The sequence below is a fragment of the Mesorhizobium sp. P2_F8 genome (assembly GCF_056403655.1).
The window spans coordinates 39,561-54,691 of sequence record NZ_JBFUFB010000010.1 but is presented as its reverse complement, the minus strand read 5'-3'; the positions used below and the strand labels follow the sequence as shown (position 1 = coordinate 54,691).

18 protein-coding genes are annotated in these 15,131 nt (G+C 63.0%); 8 read left to right on the top strand and 10 right to left on the bottom strand.

The annotated features are described in order from the left end of the window. The first annotated feature begins 127 nt into the window (after window positions 1–127). From AC1DZP_RS23820 to AC1DZP_RS23810, 3 genes are all read left to right on the top strand, one after another. A complete protein-coding gene (locus AC1DZP_RS23820) occupies window positions 128–1,906 on the top strand; it encodes a glycosyltransferase family 2 protein (RefSeq protein ID WP_477305767.1) in 1,779 nt (592 codons plus the stop codon). Next, window positions 1,878–2,429, top strand: coding sequence for a hypothetical protein (locus tag AC1DZP_RS23815; protein ID WP_477305765.1), 552 nt, complete (start codon window positions 1,878–1,880; stop codon window positions 2,427–2,429). The genes AC1DZP_RS23820 and AC1DZP_RS23815 overlap by 29 nt, the downstream gene beginning before the upstream one ends. A gap of 150 nt (window positions 2,430–2,579) precedes the next feature. Beyond that, window positions 2,580–3,578, top strand: a complete 999-nt coding sequence (locus AC1DZP_RS23810; RefSeq protein WP_477226256.1) for a transporter — start codon at window positions 2,580–2,582, stop codon at window positions 3,576–3,578. A gap of 18 nt (window positions 3,579–3,596) precedes the next feature. Here AC1DZP_RS23810 and AC1DZP_RS23805 read toward each other — a convergent pair whose 3' ends face one another. From AC1DZP_RS23805 to cysS, 9 genes are all read right to left on the bottom strand, one after another. After that, window positions 3,597–4,298: a glutathione S-transferase gene (locus AC1DZP_RS23805; RefSeq protein WP_477305764.1), complete on the bottom strand. Its 702-nt coding sequence runs from the start codon at window positions 4,296–4,298 to the stop codon at window positions 3,597–3,599. A gap of 9 nt (window positions 4,299–4,307) precedes the next feature. Next, window positions 4,308–5,225 carry an EamA family transporter RarD gene (gene rarD, locus AC1DZP_RS23800; RefSeq protein ID WP_477305762.1) on the bottom strand — a complete coding sequence of 306 codons (918 nt, stop codon included), beginning with the start codon at window positions 5,223–5,225 and terminating at the stop codon, window positions 4,308–4,310. A gap of 83 nt (window positions 5,226–5,308) precedes the next feature. Further along, window positions 5,309–6,931 carry a citramalate synthase gene (gene cimA, locus AC1DZP_RS23795; protein WP_477226255.1) on the bottom strand — a complete coding sequence of 541 codons (1,623 nt, stop codon included), beginning with the start codon at window positions 6,929–6,931 and terminating at the stop codon, window positions 5,309–5,311. After that, complete coding sequence (gene pip / locus AC1DZP_RS23790; protein ID WP_477305760.1) at window positions 6,928–7,884, bottom strand: prolyl aminopeptidase; 957 nt, start codon at window positions 7,882–7,884, stop codon at window positions 6,928–6,930. The genes cimA and pip overlap by 4 nt, the downstream gene beginning before the upstream one ends. Next, window positions 7,881–8,357: a GFA family protein gene (locus AC1DZP_RS23785; protein WP_457151885.1), complete on the bottom strand. Its 477-nt coding sequence runs from the start codon at window positions 8,355–8,357 to the stop codon at window positions 7,881–7,883. Before AC1DZP_RS23785 ends, pip begins: the two co-directional genes overlap by 4 nt. After that, on the bottom strand, window positions 8,354–8,845 hold the full coding sequence (locus AC1DZP_RS23780; protein ID WP_095086514.1) for a GFA family protein: 492 nt from the start codon (window positions 8,843–8,845) through the stop codon (window positions 8,354–8,356). Before AC1DZP_RS23780 ends, AC1DZP_RS23785 begins: the two co-directional genes overlap by 4 nt. Before the next feature lie 6 nt (window positions 8,846–8,851). Continuing rightward, window positions 8,852–9,238 carry a VOC family protein gene (locus AC1DZP_RS23775; RefSeq protein ID WP_477305758.1) on the bottom strand — a complete coding sequence of 129 codons (387 nt, stop codon included), beginning with the start codon at window positions 9,236–9,238 and terminating at the stop codon, window positions 8,852–8,854. Beyond that, on the bottom strand, window positions 9,235–9,642 hold the full coding sequence (locus AC1DZP_RS23770; protein ID WP_477305756.1) for an endonuclease domain-containing protein: 408 nt from the start codon (window positions 9,640–9,642) through the stop codon (window positions 9,235–9,237). The genes AC1DZP_RS23775 and AC1DZP_RS23770 overlap by 4 nt, the downstream gene beginning before the upstream one ends. 178 nt (window positions 9,643–9,820) lie before the next feature. Continuing rightward, window positions 9,821–11,254 carry a cysteine--tRNA ligase gene (cysS, locus tag AC1DZP_RS23765; protein ID WP_477305754.1) on the bottom strand — a complete coding sequence of 478 codons (1,434 nt, stop codon included), beginning with the start codon at window positions 11,252–11,254 and terminating at the stop codon, window positions 9,821–9,823. A gap of 391 nt (window positions 11,255–11,645) precedes the next feature. Here cysS and AC1DZP_RS23760 point away from each other — a divergent pair, with 391 nt between their 5' ends. Further along, window positions 11,646–11,801 (top strand): hypothetical protein, encoded by a 156-nt coding sequence (locus AC1DZP_RS23760; RefSeq protein WP_111549195.1) that lies wholly within the window; start codon window positions 11,646–11,648, stop codon window positions 11,799–11,801. A 73-nt stretch (window positions 11,802–11,874) separates the two neighbouring features. On the opposite strand, the gene AC1DZP_RS23755 is transcribed toward AC1DZP_RS23760, so the two are convergent. After that, window positions 11,875–12,636: an SOS response-associated peptidase gene (locus AC1DZP_RS23755; protein ID WP_477305752.1), complete on the bottom strand. Its 762-nt coding sequence runs from the start codon at window positions 12,634–12,636 to the stop codon at window positions 11,875–11,877. Between the two features lie 131 nt (window positions 12,637–12,767). On the opposite strand from AC1DZP_RS23755, the gene AC1DZP_RS23750 reads away from it, so the two are divergent. The 4 genes from AC1DZP_RS23750 (at window position 12,768) to AC1DZP_RS23735 (ending at window position 15,098) form a co-directional block, all read left to right on the top strand. Next, window positions 12,768–13,202: an NUDIX hydrolase gene (locus AC1DZP_RS23750; RefSeq protein WP_477305750.1), complete on the top strand. Its 435-nt coding sequence runs from the start codon at window positions 12,768–12,770 to the stop codon at window positions 13,200–13,202. Window positions 13,203–13,267: 65 nt separating this feature from the next. Then, the gene (locus tag AC1DZP_RS23745) at window positions 13,268–13,645 is read left to right on the top strand and encodes a TIGR02301 family protein (protein ID WP_095086530.1); all 378 of its coding nucleotides are present in this window, start codon (window positions 13,268–13,270) and stop codon (window positions 13,643–13,645) included. 339 nt (window positions 13,646–13,984) lie between these two features. Further along, window positions 13,985–14,242 carry a hypothetical protein gene (locus AC1DZP_RS23740; RefSeq protein WP_008874920.1) on the top strand — a complete coding sequence of 86 codons (258 nt, stop codon included), beginning with the start codon at window positions 13,985–13,987 and terminating at the stop codon, window positions 14,240–14,242. A 70-nt stretch (window positions 14,243–14,312) separates the two neighbouring features. Then, window positions 14,313–15,098, top strand: coding sequence for a hypothetical protein (locus AC1DZP_RS23735; protein ID WP_457153426.1), 786 nt, complete (start codon window positions 14,313–14,315; stop codon window positions 15,096–15,098). Window positions 15,099–15,131: the final 33 nt, after the last annotated feature.

The following is a 15,131-nucleotide window of genomic DNA, read 5'->3' as shown; positions in this document are numbered from 1 at the left end:
AGCTTCCCGCCTCCTCTCCCTCCAAGACTTTCGCCGGATACGGGTGAGCAAACTCGTCCTGTAGCGATTTCTGTTTGCGGCTCGCGGGCGAGTTGGCTATCCGGGAATATCTGCAGGGGGACAAACTTTGGAGAACAGACCCGAGACGGAGACAGATCTCGCTCCCCGCGCCTCCGTCGTCATGACCGTCTACACCGACCAGCGCTTCCTCGACGCGGCGGTCGACAGCATCCTAACCCAGGAGTTCCGCGATCTTGAGCTTGTGATCGTCGATGACGCGACGGGCGACGCCGCGGTCTTCGAGGCGCTGGCACGTCGTGATCCGCGCATCAGGATCGTGACAAATCCGACCAATCTTGGCCCAGCCGCCGCCGCCAACCGCGGCATCGAGGCGGCCCGCGGCGATATCATCCTGCGTCTGGATTGCGATGACATTGCCGAGCCGACGCATGTCGGGCGGCTGGTCGCCGCGCTGGACGAGGACTCCGAGCTTGGCCTCGTCGGAAACGCGGTAACGCTGATCGACGAAGCCGACCGCGTCGTCGGCGGGCAGCTGATGCCCGAAACGGATCTTGCGATCCGGTGGACCATCCTGTTCCACAATCCATTCTATCATTCATCCATGGCCTATCGCCGTAGCGGCTTCGAGGCCGTCGGGGGTTACAAGGCCGATCAGTGGATATCGCATGATCACTATCTGTGTTTTGCCCTGCTGCCTTTGTGCCGGGCGCGAAACCTTGCCGAGCCGCTGACGCGCTACCGGCTGAACACGCAAGGGCTGAGCACGAAGCACTCGAAGAACGCGCGCAACCGGACGCATCCGATCCGCGAAGCGCTTTGGGCCAAGCTTGGGCTGACCTACGATCTTTATGACGACGCCTTCGCGCGCGATATGACCGAATTCATCCGTGGGCATGAGATCGCCGTCGAGCGGCGCGCCGCCGCCTACTGCAAGCTGCTTGCCGTGCTTCGCGTCTTCCTTGCCGCCGCCCGACCGTTCGAGCGGTCCGAGGATGCGGATGCCGCCAGGCAGCTGGCGCATGGCCTCGTTGCCCGCATGCTGGCCAGTCCGCCGTTGCGGATACACGAGATGCTGAGGGTCTGTTCCCTGTGCTGGCCGCTCGACCGGCGTGCTGCGACCAGAGCGGCAATGACGCGGCTGGCGGCTGGCTTGAAGGCCCGGTTGCGCGCCACAGGGAAGTGGCTCGGTGAAGCCGCGAAAATAGAGCCTTCACTGGCGCCCTCGCCGGGCGTACCGGCACTGCCACGGGAGGCTGGCCAGGCGCGCCACATCGCCGAAAAGAGTGTCGAATTTGTCCTGATTGCCGAGGCGGGCATTCTCGAAGCGCAAGCCCTGTTGCTGTGCGAGAGCATACGTTGTTTCGCCGGTGCCTATTCGCGGTGCCCGATAACGGTCGTGTCGCCAAGGAGCAGCCGTCGCCCATCCGTGTCGACGCTGCGCAAACTTGAGCAGATGGATGTCGAATATCTGCCGATCGAGATCGAGAGTTACTACCCGCAATATGGCACGTCGTATCGCATTCACGCGCTTTCTCACGTCGAACGTCGGCCGGGGCCGCCAATCATAGTGCAGCTCGACAGCGATACGATCTTTGTCGCCGAGCCCGATTTATCGTTGGGTGCCAGTTCGGCCGCCGCGCGCCCTGTAGACGTCAAGGGAATGTGCACGACGGGGGCTGGCGACCCCTTCGACAGCTACTGGAGAAAGTTGTGCGCCCTTGTCGGCGTCGACTATGACCATCTGCCACACAACGGTCGGTGGCCAGGCAGTGCGGGCGAGCTACAATGGCGGGCTTTTTGTAGCAAAAAGGGCATGCGGGCTTTTCCAGCGCACCGAAGACATTTTCAGACAATTGGTGGCCGCGGATATGAAGTCGTGGGCTGACGGGCCAACCTACAACACCGGGACCGGGGTTCTGCAAGGAGAGGCCACCGCCTATTGGGGTACAAGCCAGGCCGCCTTCTCGCTGGCGGCAGTCGCGGGAAGCCACTCCGTGCGACTTTTGCCGGATACGCACAATTTTCCTCTCAACAACCTGGCTGGGTTGCCGGCACCGGACGCGGCGCGATTGGTCCACATCCACTATCATCACCTGTTCAGCGCCGGATCGGCAGAGGCTAATCCGATATTGGACGGAACGCTGGCCCTTCCGGCAGCAATTTCCGAATGGCTTCTTGCCCGGCTGCCGCTGCAGGAACACCAGCAGCCGACGATCACGGCGCGTGACCTCGCACTCGAGCACGACGCACTTGTTCGCACCAACCACGACCTCAGCCTTCAACGCGACATGCTCGTCCGCGACCGAGACGCTCTCCGCGCAGAACGCGACGCGATCCTCGCGTCACGCAGCTGGCGGCTGACCGCACCATTGCGTTGGGCTCTAGGCCCGTTCGCGCGCCGCAGATGACGGGCAACATCGAAAGCGATGCCGGTGATCGGCAGACTGTGATCGACCGTCAAGAAACCGTCACACGCAAGCGGACTCGTCCGTGCTAGACATCGCGGTCAGGCCGCCGCCACGCGGCGCCATTTCCGAAAACTGTATCTGGTACTGCCCATGGATGTCGCTCTTGCCCCGGAAGGCACCGACCTGTCGCCTTACCTGCCCGACGAGCACGGGCTGTTCTTCATCTATCATTTCACCGCCGATGGCCTGCGCACCAAGGACCCTGCACAGGCGTGCTGGACCTGGCGCAGCTATCAGATCACCGACCTGCATGCACGCCAGGAGATCGGCGCCGAAAAAGCTTTGCCGGGGCCGGTGCGCGACGCCTTCCTTGCCCCCAGCCATGGCTGCCACATCGACTTCGAGGATGGCTGGCTCTATGGCGATCTGCCGGATCTAAAACACGACTTTTCGGAAGCGCGCGGGCTTGTCCATTTCCGCTTTGCCTTCAACGAGACGATGCTGGTCGGCGCTCGCAAGCAGCCGCTGGAATCGGTCGATGCCGTCCGCAAGACGGTGGAGAATGGATCGCGGAAATTCCGCTCGCCGGCGGAACTGATCGAGGCGGTCACGGGCCAGTCTCTCGACGGCATGTCGGTCGAGCTCGGCAAGTTGGGCGACACGCTCGACGGCATCGAGGACCGCGTCGTGCGCGATGCATGGCACAATGAGCGACAGGCGCTGGTCGAGGCGCGCCGGCAGCTGGTGGTGATCCATCGGCAGATGGCGACGATCACCAATCTGTTCCGGCATCTCGACCATTCGCATCGCAACGAGCTGCCTGACCCGATCAATGACATGGCGGCCAGGCTCTCGCAGCGGGCGCATACGCTCTATCATGACGGCGAGCAGTTGCAGGCGCGCACACGGCTGTTGCAGGACGAGTTGATGGCCAAGCTAACCATGCAGTCGAACCAGCTGCTCTATGTTCTTTCTGTCATGACGGCGGTGCTCCTGCCGATGACCATCATCTCGGGCCTGTTCGGCATGAATGTCGGCGGGCTGCCCTTGGTCGACACGCCCATGGGTTTCTGGGTGGTGACAGCGGTCTCGGTATTTATCGCGGCCGCCACCTATCTGTTCGTCAGGCGGCTTGGCCGGGGGCTGTAACCGCAGCCCGGCGACTGTTCATGCCGAAGCGCGAAGATCCTCGATGATGGTCCCGGCGGCACGGATTTCCGCCTCGTGGTCCGGGTCGCGCCAGGTCTCGGCAAGGCCGGCCGCATACCATTCGCGCATCGCCGGCAGATTGAGGAGCTGTGCCGCATAGGCCGCAGCCGCCCCCTCGAAGGTGAGCCCATAGGACCGCACCCGGAACGCCACTGGGGCAAAGAAGGCATCGACGGCGGTAAAATGTGCGCCGGCGAGAAACGGCCCGCCGAAACGGGCAAGGCCATCGTTCCATAGGTCGCCGAGGCGGAAGAGATCCTGCTTCAGCGCATCGGGCATCGGGAACGGTTTGACGCGTACGCCGCAACTCATCGGGCACGCGCCGCGCAGCGCGGTGAAACTCGAATGCATTTCGGCGGCGGCCGAGCGCGCCCAGGCGCGCGCCTTGGCCTCGACGGGCCAAACGCCATGGTGACGCTCGGCCAGATACTCGACGATGGCAAGCGAATCCCAGACCGCCCAGCCATCGTCGACCAGGCTGTTGTCTATCAAGCAGGGCACCCGGCCGCTGGGTGAGAACGGCCGGTAGAGATCCCAGCTCGATCCGGTCGGAAATGGCGTCAGCCGCTCCTCGAACGCAATATCCAGCTCGCGCATGAGCACCCATGGCCGCAACGACCATGAGGAATAGTTCTTGTTGGCGATGTGCAGCAGGTACATCGAAACTCCTTACCGGATAGAAGCCTTGCGCGCGTTCGTCAGCATCGACCAGGAATAGATCGCCAATGCCGCCCAGATCAGGGCAAAGGCGACGGCCTGGGTGGTGCCGAAAGGTTCGCCGAAGATCAGGACGGCGATCAGGAACACCATGGTCGGCGCGATGTATTGCATGATGCCGATGGTCGAAAGGCGCAGCAGCTTGGCACCGAAGGCGAACAGCAGCAGCGGCACCGATGTGACCGGACCGCAGCCGATAAGCAACGCCGTATCGACGCCGCTACCGGACACGATGTGGTCCTGCCCGGTCGCGATCAGGTAGGCGATGTAGCCGAGAGCCGGCACGGACAGCAAAAGCACTTCGAGCAGGAAGCCCTGGCTCGGGCCGATCGGCAGCGTCTTGCGGAAGAAGCCGTAGGCGGCGAAGGAAAACGCCAGCGCCAGCGACACCCAGGGCAGCTTGCCGCCCTCGATGGTCAGCACCGTGACGGCGACTGCCGCCAGCACCACCGCCGCGATCTGCAACCGGTCGAGACGCTCGCCCAAGAGCAGCGCGCCGACGACGACGTTGACCAGTGGGTTGATGTAGTAGCCGAGCGCGGTCTCCACGGTGCGGTCGACGGCGATCGCCCAGACATAGATGCCCCAATTGACCGAAATCAGCGCCGCCGTCAGCGCGGCCATGGCGATGGTGCGGGGTGAGCGAAGTGCCGCCTTGAAATCCGTCGTGCGGCCGGCCCAGACCAGCACGGCCGCGGCGATGGGTACCGACCAGACGATACGGTGGGCAATGACTTCGGCGAGCGGCAGGTGGGCGACCGCCTTCATATAGAAGGGCAGCAATCCCCACAGCAGATAGGCGCCCAGCGCCAAAAGAAAACCGCGGCGGGCCTTTGAATCGATGTCCAGGGCAGTTGCTTCAGGGGCCATGAGCCAAGGCTATGGCCCAGCCGCCTTGCCAAGACCATCACAAAGTTCTGATGGATCAACGGACTTTCGTTGATGGTTCAACCCTACTCCGCCGCCACCAGCCCGGCCATCTCGCGGTTCTTCATCAGCTTGTAGACGATGGAGTCCATCAGCGCCTGGAACGAAGCGTCGATGATGTTTTCGGAAACGCCGACCGTCCACCAGCGCGCGCCGGTGCCGTCATGCGATTCGATCAGCACGCGGGTGATCGCCTCCGTGCCGCCATTGAGGATACGCACCTTGAAGTCGGCAAGCTCCATGTCGGCGATCTCGTTCTGGAATTTGCCGAGATCCTTGCGCAGGGCAATGTCGAGCGCGTTGACCGGGCCATGCCCCTCGGCAACCGACATCTTCTCCTCGCCGTCGACCAGCACCTTCACGATCGCTTCGGACACCGTCTTCAACTGGCCGTTGGCGTCGAAGCGGCGCTCGACCATGCAGCGGAACGAGGTGACGTTGAAGAACTCCGGCAGGCCGTGCAGCATTTTGCGCGCCAGAAGTTCGAAGCTGGCATCGGCGCCTTCATACGCATAGCCCTCGGCCTCGCGTTCCTTGACCACGGCAATCAGCGCATCAAGCCGGTGGTCGTCCTTAGGCACATCAATCCCGCGCCGCTTCAGTTCGGCGAGGAAATTGGCCTTGCCGCCCTGGTCCGAGACCATGACGCGGCGGCGGTTGCCGACCGCTTCCGGGGGCACGTGCTCATAGGTCGCCGGCTCCTTGGCCAGTGCGGAGGCATGGATGCCGGCCTTGGTGGCGAAGGCCGAGGCACCGACATAGGGCGCCTGCGCTTCCGGTGCACGGTTCAGGAGCTCGTCGAAAGCGCGGGAAAGCCTGGAGACACCGGTCAGGGCTTCCGCCGAAATACCTGTTTCGAAGCGGGTGGAGAAGGCCGGCTTCAGCGCCAGGGTCGGCACGATCGAGATCAGGTTGGCGTTGCCGCAGCGCTCGCCGATGCCGTTGAGCGTTCCCTGGATCTGGCGCACGCCGGCCTCGACCGCGGCCAGCGAATTAGCGACCGCCTGGCCGGTGTCGTCATGGGCATGGATGCCGAGATTGCCACCGGGGATGCCTGAGCCGATGACCTGCTCGACAATGGCGCGGACTTCCGACGGCTGCGTGCCGCCATTGGTGTCGCACAGCACCACCCACCGCGCGCCGGCATCAAAGGCCGTCCTGGCACAGGCCAGGGCGTAGTCGGGATTGGCCTTGAAGCCATCGAAGAAATGCTCGCAATCGACCATCGCCTCCTTGCCGGCGGCGATCGCCGCCTCGACGGATGCCTTGATAGCGTCGAGGTTCTCCTCGTTGGTGCAGCCGAGCGCGACGCGGACGTGGTAGTCCCAGCTCTTGGCGACGAAGCAGATGGCGTCCGACTTCGATTGCACAAGGGCTGCAAGGCCAGGATCGTTAGACGCCGACACCCCTGCCCGCTTGGTCATGCCGAAGGCGACAAATTTGGCGCGCGCCGTGCGCTTCTCCTGGAAGAAGGCGGTGTCTGTCGGATTGGCGCCGGGATAGCCGCCCTCGACATAGTCGAGGCCGAAAGCGTCGAGCAATTTTGCGATGGCGATCTTGTCCTCGACGGAGAAGTCGATGCCTGGTGTCTGCTGGCCATCGCGCAAGGTGGTGTCGAAGAGGTAGAGGCGCTCGCGGGTCATGGTCATTTGCCCGCAAACTTGTCCGTCGCCCGGATCAGCTGACCCAGGATGCCCGGCTCCGAATAGGCATGACCGGCGCCCTCGATCAGGTGAAAATCCGCCTTCGGCCAGGCCTTGTGCAGCGCCCAGGCATAGCGCGCCGGGCACGGCATGTCGTAGCGGCCATGCACGATGGTGCCGGGTATATCCCTCAGTTTCCAGGCATCGCGCAGCAACTGCCCCTCTTCCAGCCAGCCGGCATGGACGAAATAATGGTTTTCGATACGGGCAAAGGCGACGGCATAGTCGTCCTGTCCGAAAGGCGCGCTGGTTTCGGGGTCAGGCAAAAGCGTGATCGTCTCGCCTTCCCACAGGCTCCAGACCCGAGCCGCCTCGATCTGCGCCTTGCGGTCGCTGCCCACCAGCCGCTTGCGGTAAGCCGCCATCATGTCGCCGCGCTCGGCCTCCGGGATCGGCGCCAGGAACCGCTCCCATTTGTCCGGGAACATTTCCGAGACACCGAACTGGTAATACCATTCGAGCTCCGCACGCGTCAGCGTGTAGATGCCACGCACCACCAGTTCGCTGACGCGATCAGGGTGGGTCTCGGCATAGGCAAGCGCCAGGGTCGAGCCCCAGGAACCGCCGAACACCAGCCATTTGTCGAAGCCGGCCATCTCGCGCAGGCGTTCGATATCAGCGACCAGATGCCAGGTCGTGTTGGCTTCCAGGGAGGCGTTGGGCGTCGATTTTCCACAGCCGCGCTGGTCGAACAGGATGACGTCGTAAAGTTTTGGGTCGAACAGCCGCCGGTGTTTTGGCGAGATGGTGCCGCCTGGCCCGCCATGCAGGAACACCGCCGGCTTGGCGCCCCTGGTGCCGGAGCGTTCCCAATAGACCTGATGGCCGTCGCCGACATCGAGCATGCCGGACTCGAACGCCTCGATCTCGGGATAGAGGGTGCGCAATCGACTGCTCATAGCTGCAAACCTTTGGTCGGCCAGTCCGCCGTTTCGTGGTCGGGATGCTGGAAGGAGATGATCTGCTCCTGCCGGGCGTAGTAATCGGGGTCCTGGTGGATGGGCTGGTCGAAGATCGTCTCCACCCAGGGCAGCCGCGCGGCGTAGTTGACCTGGATTTGCGGGGCGAGATCGGAGCGGTCGTCGAAGGCGCCGATGGCGATCTCCAGTCCACCGGGCTGCCGATAGGTCAGCGGCGTGCCGCAGCGGGCGCAGAACCCACGATCGATGTTGACCGACGACTGGAAATAGCTTGGTTCCTCATGGGTCCATTCGACGCCATCCCTGGGCACCGTCACCAGCGCCCCGAAGAACGAGCCGAACTGCTTCTGGCACATGCGGCAATGGCAAATCGACGGCCGGCCGAGCGCCCCCTTGATGCGGAAGCGCACCGCGCCGCACTGGCAGCCGCCGGTTCGTATTGTCTCGGTCATGATCTTTCCTTCGGCGGCCATTGTTCGGTGTCGTGGTCCGGGTGCTGGTAGGAGACGAGATCGGCCAGATAGGGGGCCGACGACATGTCCGCCATCGTCTCCTCGCCCGGCAATTGCGGGATCGTGTCGACATAGGGCAGCTTTGCCTCGGTGCCCCACTGGATCAGCGGCACGATCTCCGCCGGATTGTCGAACGCGCCGATGGCGAGGCCAACGCCGTCCGGCGCGGTGAAGGTCAGCGGCGTGCCGCAATTGGCGCAAAAGCCACGATCGACATGGCTGGACGAGCGGAAATATTTGGGCTCACCGCGCGTCCAGTCGAGCGTTGCGCCGCGCACCGAAACCAGCGGCGCATAGAACGAGCCGAACGCCTTCTGGCACATGCGGCAATGGCAGATCGAAGCGTCGCCAAGCGCGCCCTCGACGCGAAAGCGCACCGCGCCGCACTGGCAGCCGCCGGTATAGATCGGTCGGTTGTCGAGGCTCATCGCGGTTCACTCCGGGGCATGGCAGACGGCTTCGACATTGTTGCCGTCGGGATCGAAGACGAAGGCGCCGTAATAATTCGGGTGATAGTGCGGACGCAGGCCCGGCCCGCCATTATCCTTGCCACCGGCGGCAAGTGCCGCGGCATGGAAGGCATCGACCTCGGCGCGGCTGCGCGCGGTGAAGGCGACGTGCTGGTGGTCTTTCGGCCTGTCCTTGCCGGAACTCAGCCAGAACACCGGCCGGTCGCGGCCATAGCCGCCGACCTTGGCGCCGCCGGTGTATTCCGGCGGCACCATATACAGCAGCGCAGCGCCTAACGTCGCCATCGCCTTGTCGTAGAAAGCCTTCGAAGCATCGAAATCGGCAACGGTGATACCGAGATGGTCGATCATGGTACGGACTCCCTTGCTGGTTCGCTCGCCAGAATTTCAGCGCCGGCCAGGCCGGCTTCGATCACGATGTGCTGGCAGACATTGTCGATATCGCGAATGACGTCGTCGCTCCAGAAGCGCAGGATGGTCCAGCCCAGGGCTTCGAGCTTGACAGTTCTCATGGCGTCGGATGCCGACGCTTCAGCCTGAGCATGCTGAGAACCATCCAACTCGACGATCAGCTTCTTGCTAGAGCAGGCAAAATCGACGATGTAGCCGGCGATCGGCATCTGACGTCGAAACGCCAGCCCCATGAGCCGATGTGCGCGAATCTCATTCCAGAGTTTCAGCTCGGCATCGGTCATAGCCTTGCGCATCTTGCGTGCATTGTTGCGGTTGCCGACGGGCACTCGATAATGCGTCATCGCGGTTCGTCCCCCTCTGCCCTGCCGGGCATCTCCCCCTCAAGGGGGGAGATCGGCAGCTTCACCGGAAACGCCCGACCATCAACGGAGACGATTGGCGAAAGCCAATGTGACATCCAATCTCCCCCCTTGAGGGGGAGATGTCCGGCAGGACAGAGGGGGGTGTTTCGCGCCACCCTCACCGCTTCACCTCCCACGTTGTCACGCGCTCTCCGGTGACGGGGTCCTTGCCGTCCTTCAATTGTACGCCTTGTGCCAGCAATTCGTCGCGGATGCGGTCGGCGTCGGCCCAGTTCTTCGACGCGATGAGCGCGAGGCGATTGGCGATCGCCTCGGCAACACCACCTTCATCAATGTCGGCCGAGGCGACATCGAAGCCGAGGAACAGCAGCGACGCCTTCAGCGAAGCCGCCGCTTCGTTGCCGTCCACGGCCTCGCCAGCCAACTGCGTCAGGACCTGGAAGGCAGCGTAGGTGGCGAGATCGTCCGACAACGCATCGATGACCTCCACCGGCAATTGCCCTGCGGCCGGCGCAAGATCCGCCGCCCGTTTCCATTTGCGCAGCATGTTCTCTGCCTCCTCCAGCTTGCGCACGGAAAAGTCGATCGGTTCGCGATAATGCGTCATCAGCATTGCCAGCCGCAGCACCTCGCCCGGCCATTTGCGGCCGCCAAAAGTCTCCGTCTCCAGCAACTCGTTGATCGAATAGAAATTGCCGAGGCTCTTCGACATCTTCTGGCCTTCGACCTGCAGGAAGCCGTTGTGCATCCAGATATTAGCCATGACGTCGGTGCCATGGGCGCAACGCGACTGGGCGATCTCGTTCTCATGGTGCGGGAAGATCAGGTCGAGGCCGCCGCCATGGATGTCGAAGACCTCGCCGAGATAGGCGGCCGACATCGCCGAGCATTCGATGTGCCAGCCCGGCCGGCCCCTGCCCCATGGGCTGTTCCAGCCCGGCTCCTCCGGTGACGACAACTTCCACAGCACGAAATCTTGCGGGCTTTTCTTGTGCGCGTCGACGGCGACGCGAGCGCCGGCCTGCTGCTCGTCGAGATTGCGCTTCGACAATTGTCCATAGTCCGGCATCGAGGCGGTGTCGAACAGCACTTCACCCGCCGCGACATAAGCATGGCCGCGTCCGATCAGGCTTTGAATCAAGGTGATCATGTCGGCCTTGCCGTCAGCGCGGGGCTCGACGAATTCGGTGGCGCGCGGCTCGACCGTCGGCTCCAGGCAGCCGAGAACGGCCACATCCTTGTGGAACTGGTCTGCCGTCTTTTCGGTGACCCGCCGGATTGCCTCGTTGAGCGAGAGCGCGCCGGAAGCGATCTCGCCGCCGAAGTCCCGCAAGGCGCGCGCGTTGATCTTGTCGTCGACGTCGGTGATGTTGCGCACATAGGTGACGTGCGCCTCGCCATAGAGATGGCGCAGCAAGCGGAACAGCACGTCGAAGACGATCACCGGCCTGGCATTGCCGATGTGGGCGAAGTCGTAGACCGTCGGGCCGCAGACATACATGCGCACATTGCGCGGATCGATCGGGACGAAATCCTCTTTCGTCCGCGTCAGCGTGTTGTAGAGGCGCAGGCCATGCGATGCGTCAGACATTCGTGCCTTCCCGGTTCGTTATGTTTTGACTGAAGCCGGGCGCCCGCCGAGGCGCAAAACAGACTCCAGCCTGCTGGCCGGGGCGTTTGTCCAATCTGGGGAAGATGAGGCGAAAACGTCCGGACCAGCGCGAGGCTAGCCAATAATGCAAATGCCACAAATGGCGAAAGACGTTTTCATGGGCGGTTTTATCGCCTTGGCAGGTGTTGCCGTCAAGTCGCTACTTTCGACAAAAACGTCGTTGGATCACAGGTAAAGGCGCGCCGAAACATTTTATTAAACATGTCGGCACAGTGATGAAACATTCGTCGACTAGTTCAGCAGGCGTCACGATTTGGTCAGAATCGGCCATCAAACGGCAGACACGAAAATGTTACCTGGGAAGAGAGACATGCCCCGAACCAAGCAGGAATCCAACCGCGCCAAGCAACCGGCGCTGGCCAACCACTATCGCGCCATCGGCCCGGCAGCGATCGTCGCCGCCCTTCTCCATACCGCGAAGAAGAAAAAGCCGGCGCAGAAGATCGTATCGCCTCGCGCTGCCTGAACTGGTGCGCGACCGGCCCCGGAGGGGCCGGCGACATAGCGCTGACATGTGCCTCCAAAGCCGACTTGCGCCTCTAAAACAGTGTCATCTGACTATCGTCCGCGCCGGGCTTCTGGCGCCTGACCTTCTCGGGCTCCGGCCCGATCTCGCCCCTCTCCTGAATCTCCGGTCCGGTGTTGACGACCTTGTTGACGAGGTCGGACACGGGAATTGCTTCGAAAAAATCAGGCTGCGCCGGCCGCAACAGGTCGGCGACATCGCGCGGCTCGAGCGTGCGGCAATCCAGCCAACGGGCAAAGTCGCTGGGATCGATCACCACCGGCATACGGTCGTGGATGTGGGCGATGTCGGCATTGGCATTGACGGTCAGGATGGCGCCGGTGTCCATTTCCGAACCGCCCGGCTCGGCATAGGTCTCGATCAGTCCGGCAAAGGCGACCACTCCGCCATGCCGGGGCCGTATCCAATAAGGTTGCCCCTTCTTGCCCCTGGTTTGCCGCCACTCGTAAAAGCCGGATGCCGGCACCAGCGCACGACGATGGCGCATGGCGGCCTTAAACGAGGCCTTCTCGGCGGCCCCTTCCGAGCGTGCGTTGAACAACAGCGGAAACTCCCTGGTGTCCTTCACCCAGGTCGGGACCAGCCCCCAGCGCACCAGCATCGGCTGGCGGTCCGGCAGATTGGAGCCCGGCGCCCGCGGAGCACCGGCGATCACCATCAGGATCGGCTGCGTCGGCGCGATGTTGTAGCGCGCCGGGAAATCCTCAAGCCCCGCCACGCCCAGAAAGGCGGCGGTCCGATCCGGTGTCGCGGTCAAGGCAAAACGTCCGCACATGGTCGACTGGTACCCTTCGGTTGGTTCAGCTTGAAAGTGGCGATGGAACCGGCGTTGCGCAATCGCCAAAGCTTCCCCATGCTGGGCGGTCCACAACAGACCTGCCTTCAGATGAGCCTGATCGGGAATCCATGAACGAAGCGCGCAAGACACTTCCGGCCGTCTCGGTGGCCGTCGTGCGCGGCGACACCGTACTCCTGATCAAGCGGGCGCGGCAGCCATCGCAAGGGCTCTATGCCTTTCCGGGCGGCAAGGTCGAGGCCGGCGAGACGCTGGAGGCTGCGGCAAAGCGCGAACTGCTGGAAGAAACCGGCTTGCACGCCACCGAATACCGGCCGCTTCGGGAAATCCACATCGACGGCAGGGATGACGCCCACCCGGTCGATTACCTTCTGACGGTGTTCGGAGCCGCCTATGCCGGCGGCGAGGCGGTGGCCAGCGACGACGCCGAGACAGCCGCCTTCTATACGCTCAGCGAGATGGCAAGGCTGCCACTTGCCGGCTCGGTCCTTGCCGTCGCCCAAGACCTGTTGGGCCTAGGCGCAGACGTCGGGCTGCACCCCTGAAAATCGCCTTGCGGGCGACAAATTGTTTCGCCACAAAGACTTATGCTATTTGGCCAAGAGAGCTTATGAACCGTCCATCCCTGCTCCTCGCCGTATGTCTGGCCGTTAGCTCGGCCGTCTCGACGCGACCGGCGCTCAGTGCCGAATCGCCGTTCGAGCCCGGGCTGATGCGGCTGGCGGAAGTTCTGGGATCGCTGCATTTCCTGCGCAATTTGTGCGGTGAGAAAGGCGACCAGTGGCGTGTCGAGATGCAGAAGCTGCTCGATTCGGAAAATCCGGACGCCGAGCGGCGCGCCCGCTTCATCGCCAGCTTCAATCGCGGCTACCGCTCCTTCGGCGGCACCTACACGCAGTGCACCCCCTCGGCCACCGAAGCCATCAGCCGCTATATGAAGGAAGGCGAGACGCTGTCGCGCGACATCGCCTCGCGTTATGGCAACTAGGCATTCCGAACTGCCCATCCACAGATATTCGGACCTCCGACTTGTGTCAGGTGGCATCTTGGTGCAATCCTCATGTGGCACTTCTGCAACAGTCTTAACGAAACCTTACCGCACGAATGCGGAATTAACTCAAACTGAAGGTTTTCGCCCCGCAGGCCGCCCTAATCGGCTAAGTTTGTCCTGAGTTGAACGCAGCTTCGCGCAAGGCAATCGGGCTCTGTAAAAAACGATCAAAAAAATGTCGTATTTACAAATACTTAATTGACCCTGCGTGTGAAATGAACAGATCAAGCCTGATCCGCATCGACGGATCGCCGCTTGAAAGGGTGGACATCGCATATGGAACATGGTGTCAACGACATCGACGCGCTGGTCAGGGAAGAGAAGCGCCTGACCGCCGTGGAAAGCCACAGCGAAGCCTGGGCGGAAGGTCTCTCCGCCGGTATAGAGCCCGAGATCATTGCCGAGGCAGCGCTCGAGACCGCCTTCGGCGAGATGTTGCGTGCCAATGGTGAGACCTCGGCCCTTGCCCTGCTCGACCGTATGCGTGAAAAGGTGATTGCTGGCGCCTTCGAACCTGAACGGCTGCGGCACTGAACCGACATCCGGTTCTTTGACGGCAGAATGCCGCTCGGGCGTCATGCCCGGAAGCAGGGAGAAACGGGCAGTGAGTTTTTCGATGTCAGGCAAGCCGGTTGGCTTGGTCCTCTACATCTGCTTCGCCGCTGGCTGTGCCGCGATTCCCCTGGTTCTCGTCAGCAGCCCTGCTTATGCGCTGAGCGAGATCAAGCGCGAAGAGCTCCCCGCACCCGTCACGCCGCCGGCGGACGACGACATGTCGCCGCCGGGAAGCACGGTGCCAATGCCCGACCCGGTCGGAACGCCGCCTCCAACCAGCAAGCCGGCCGGCCCTGACGAAGCCGAGCCGGACAGCCCGCCGAGCGGCGGCGGCGTAACCAGGCCGCGCGTCGATCCGGAAACGCCGGTGCCCGAGGTCGTCTACGATCTCGGCAAGCTGCCGGAACCGGTACGGCGCATGCACGACCTGATCGTCGAAGCCTGCAAAAGCGGCGACATCGAAAAGCTGCGGCCTTTGATCGGCACGGGCGACAGCACGACACAATTGTCGCTGACCGATATAGACGGCGACGCCATCACCTTCCTCAAGGGTCTCTCCGGCGACCCGGACGGCCAGGAGATCCTGGCCATCCTGGAAGAGGTGCTCAATGCCGGCTACGTCCACCTCGATGCCGGCAAGCCGGAAGAACTCTATGTGTGGCCCTATTTCTTCGCGCTGCCACTGGACAAGCTCGACGCCAAGCAGCGGGTCGAACTGTTCAAGATCGTCACCGCCGGCGATTTCGACGACATGAAGCAGTTCGGCGCCTACATCTTCTACCGCGTCGGCATCACGCCCACCGGACAGTGGACATTCTTCGTCGCCGGCGATTGAGCCTTTTTGGCCCRCCTTGCGGGAGGTTGGGGC

Coding starts and splice junctions, on each gene's coding strand:
- AC1DZP_RS23770 (WP_477305756.1), bottom strand. CDS start 9,642: ATGACGCATTATCGAGTGCCCGTCGGCAACCGCAACAATGCACGCAAG.
- cimA (WP_477226255.1), bottom strand. CDS start 6,931: ATGACCATGACCCGCGAGCGCCTCTACCTCTTCGACACCACCTTGCGC.
- AC1DZP_RS23785 (WP_457151885.1), bottom strand. CDS start 8,357: ATGACCGAGACAATACGAACCGGCGGCTGCCAGTGCGGCGCGGTGCGC.
- pip (WP_477305760.1), bottom strand. CDS start 7,884: ATGAGCAGTCGATTGCGCACCCTCTATCCCGAGATCGAGGCGTTCGAG.
- AC1DZP_RS23740 (WP_008874920.1), top strand. CDS start 13,985: ATGGAACATGGTGTCAACGACATCGACGCGCTGGTCAGGGAAGAGAAG.
- AC1DZP_RS23810 (WP_477226256.1), top strand. CDS start 2,580: ATGGATGTCGCTCTTGCCCCGGAAGGCACCGACCTGTCGCCTTACCTG.
- AC1DZP_RS23780 (WP_095086514.1), bottom strand. CDS start 8,845: ATGAGCCTCGACAACCGACCGATCTATACCGGCGGCTGCCAGTGCGGC.
- cysS (WP_477305754.1), bottom strand. CDS start 11,254: ATGTCTGACGCATCGCATGGCCTGCGCCTCTACAACACGCTGACGCGG.
- AC1DZP_RS23775 (WP_477305758.1), bottom strand. CDS start 9,238: ATGATCGACCATCTCGGTATCACCGTTGCCGATTTCGATGCTTCGAAG.
- AC1DZP_RS23755 (WP_477305752.1), bottom strand. CDS start 12,636: ATGTGCGGACGTTTTGCCTTGACCGCGACACCGGATCGGACCGCCGCC.
- rarD (WP_477305762.1), bottom strand. CDS start 5,225: ATGGCCCCTGAAGCAACTGCCCTGGACATCGATTCAAAGGCCCGCCGC.
- AC1DZP_RS23745 (WP_095086530.1), top strand. CDS start 13,268: ATGAACCGTCCATCCCTGCTCCTCGCCGTATGTCTGGCCGTTAGCTCG.
- AC1DZP_RS23750 (WP_477305750.1), top strand. CDS start 12,768: ATGAACGAAGCGCGCAAGACACTTCCGGCCGTCTCGGTGGCCGTCGTG.
- AC1DZP_RS23760 (WP_111549195.1), top strand. CDS start 11,646: ATGCCCCGAACCAAGCAGGAATCCAACCGCGCCAAGCAACCGGCGCTG.
- AC1DZP_RS23805 (WP_477305764.1), bottom strand. CDS start 4,298: ATGTACCTGCTGCACATCGCCAACAAGAACTATTCCTCATGGTCGTTG.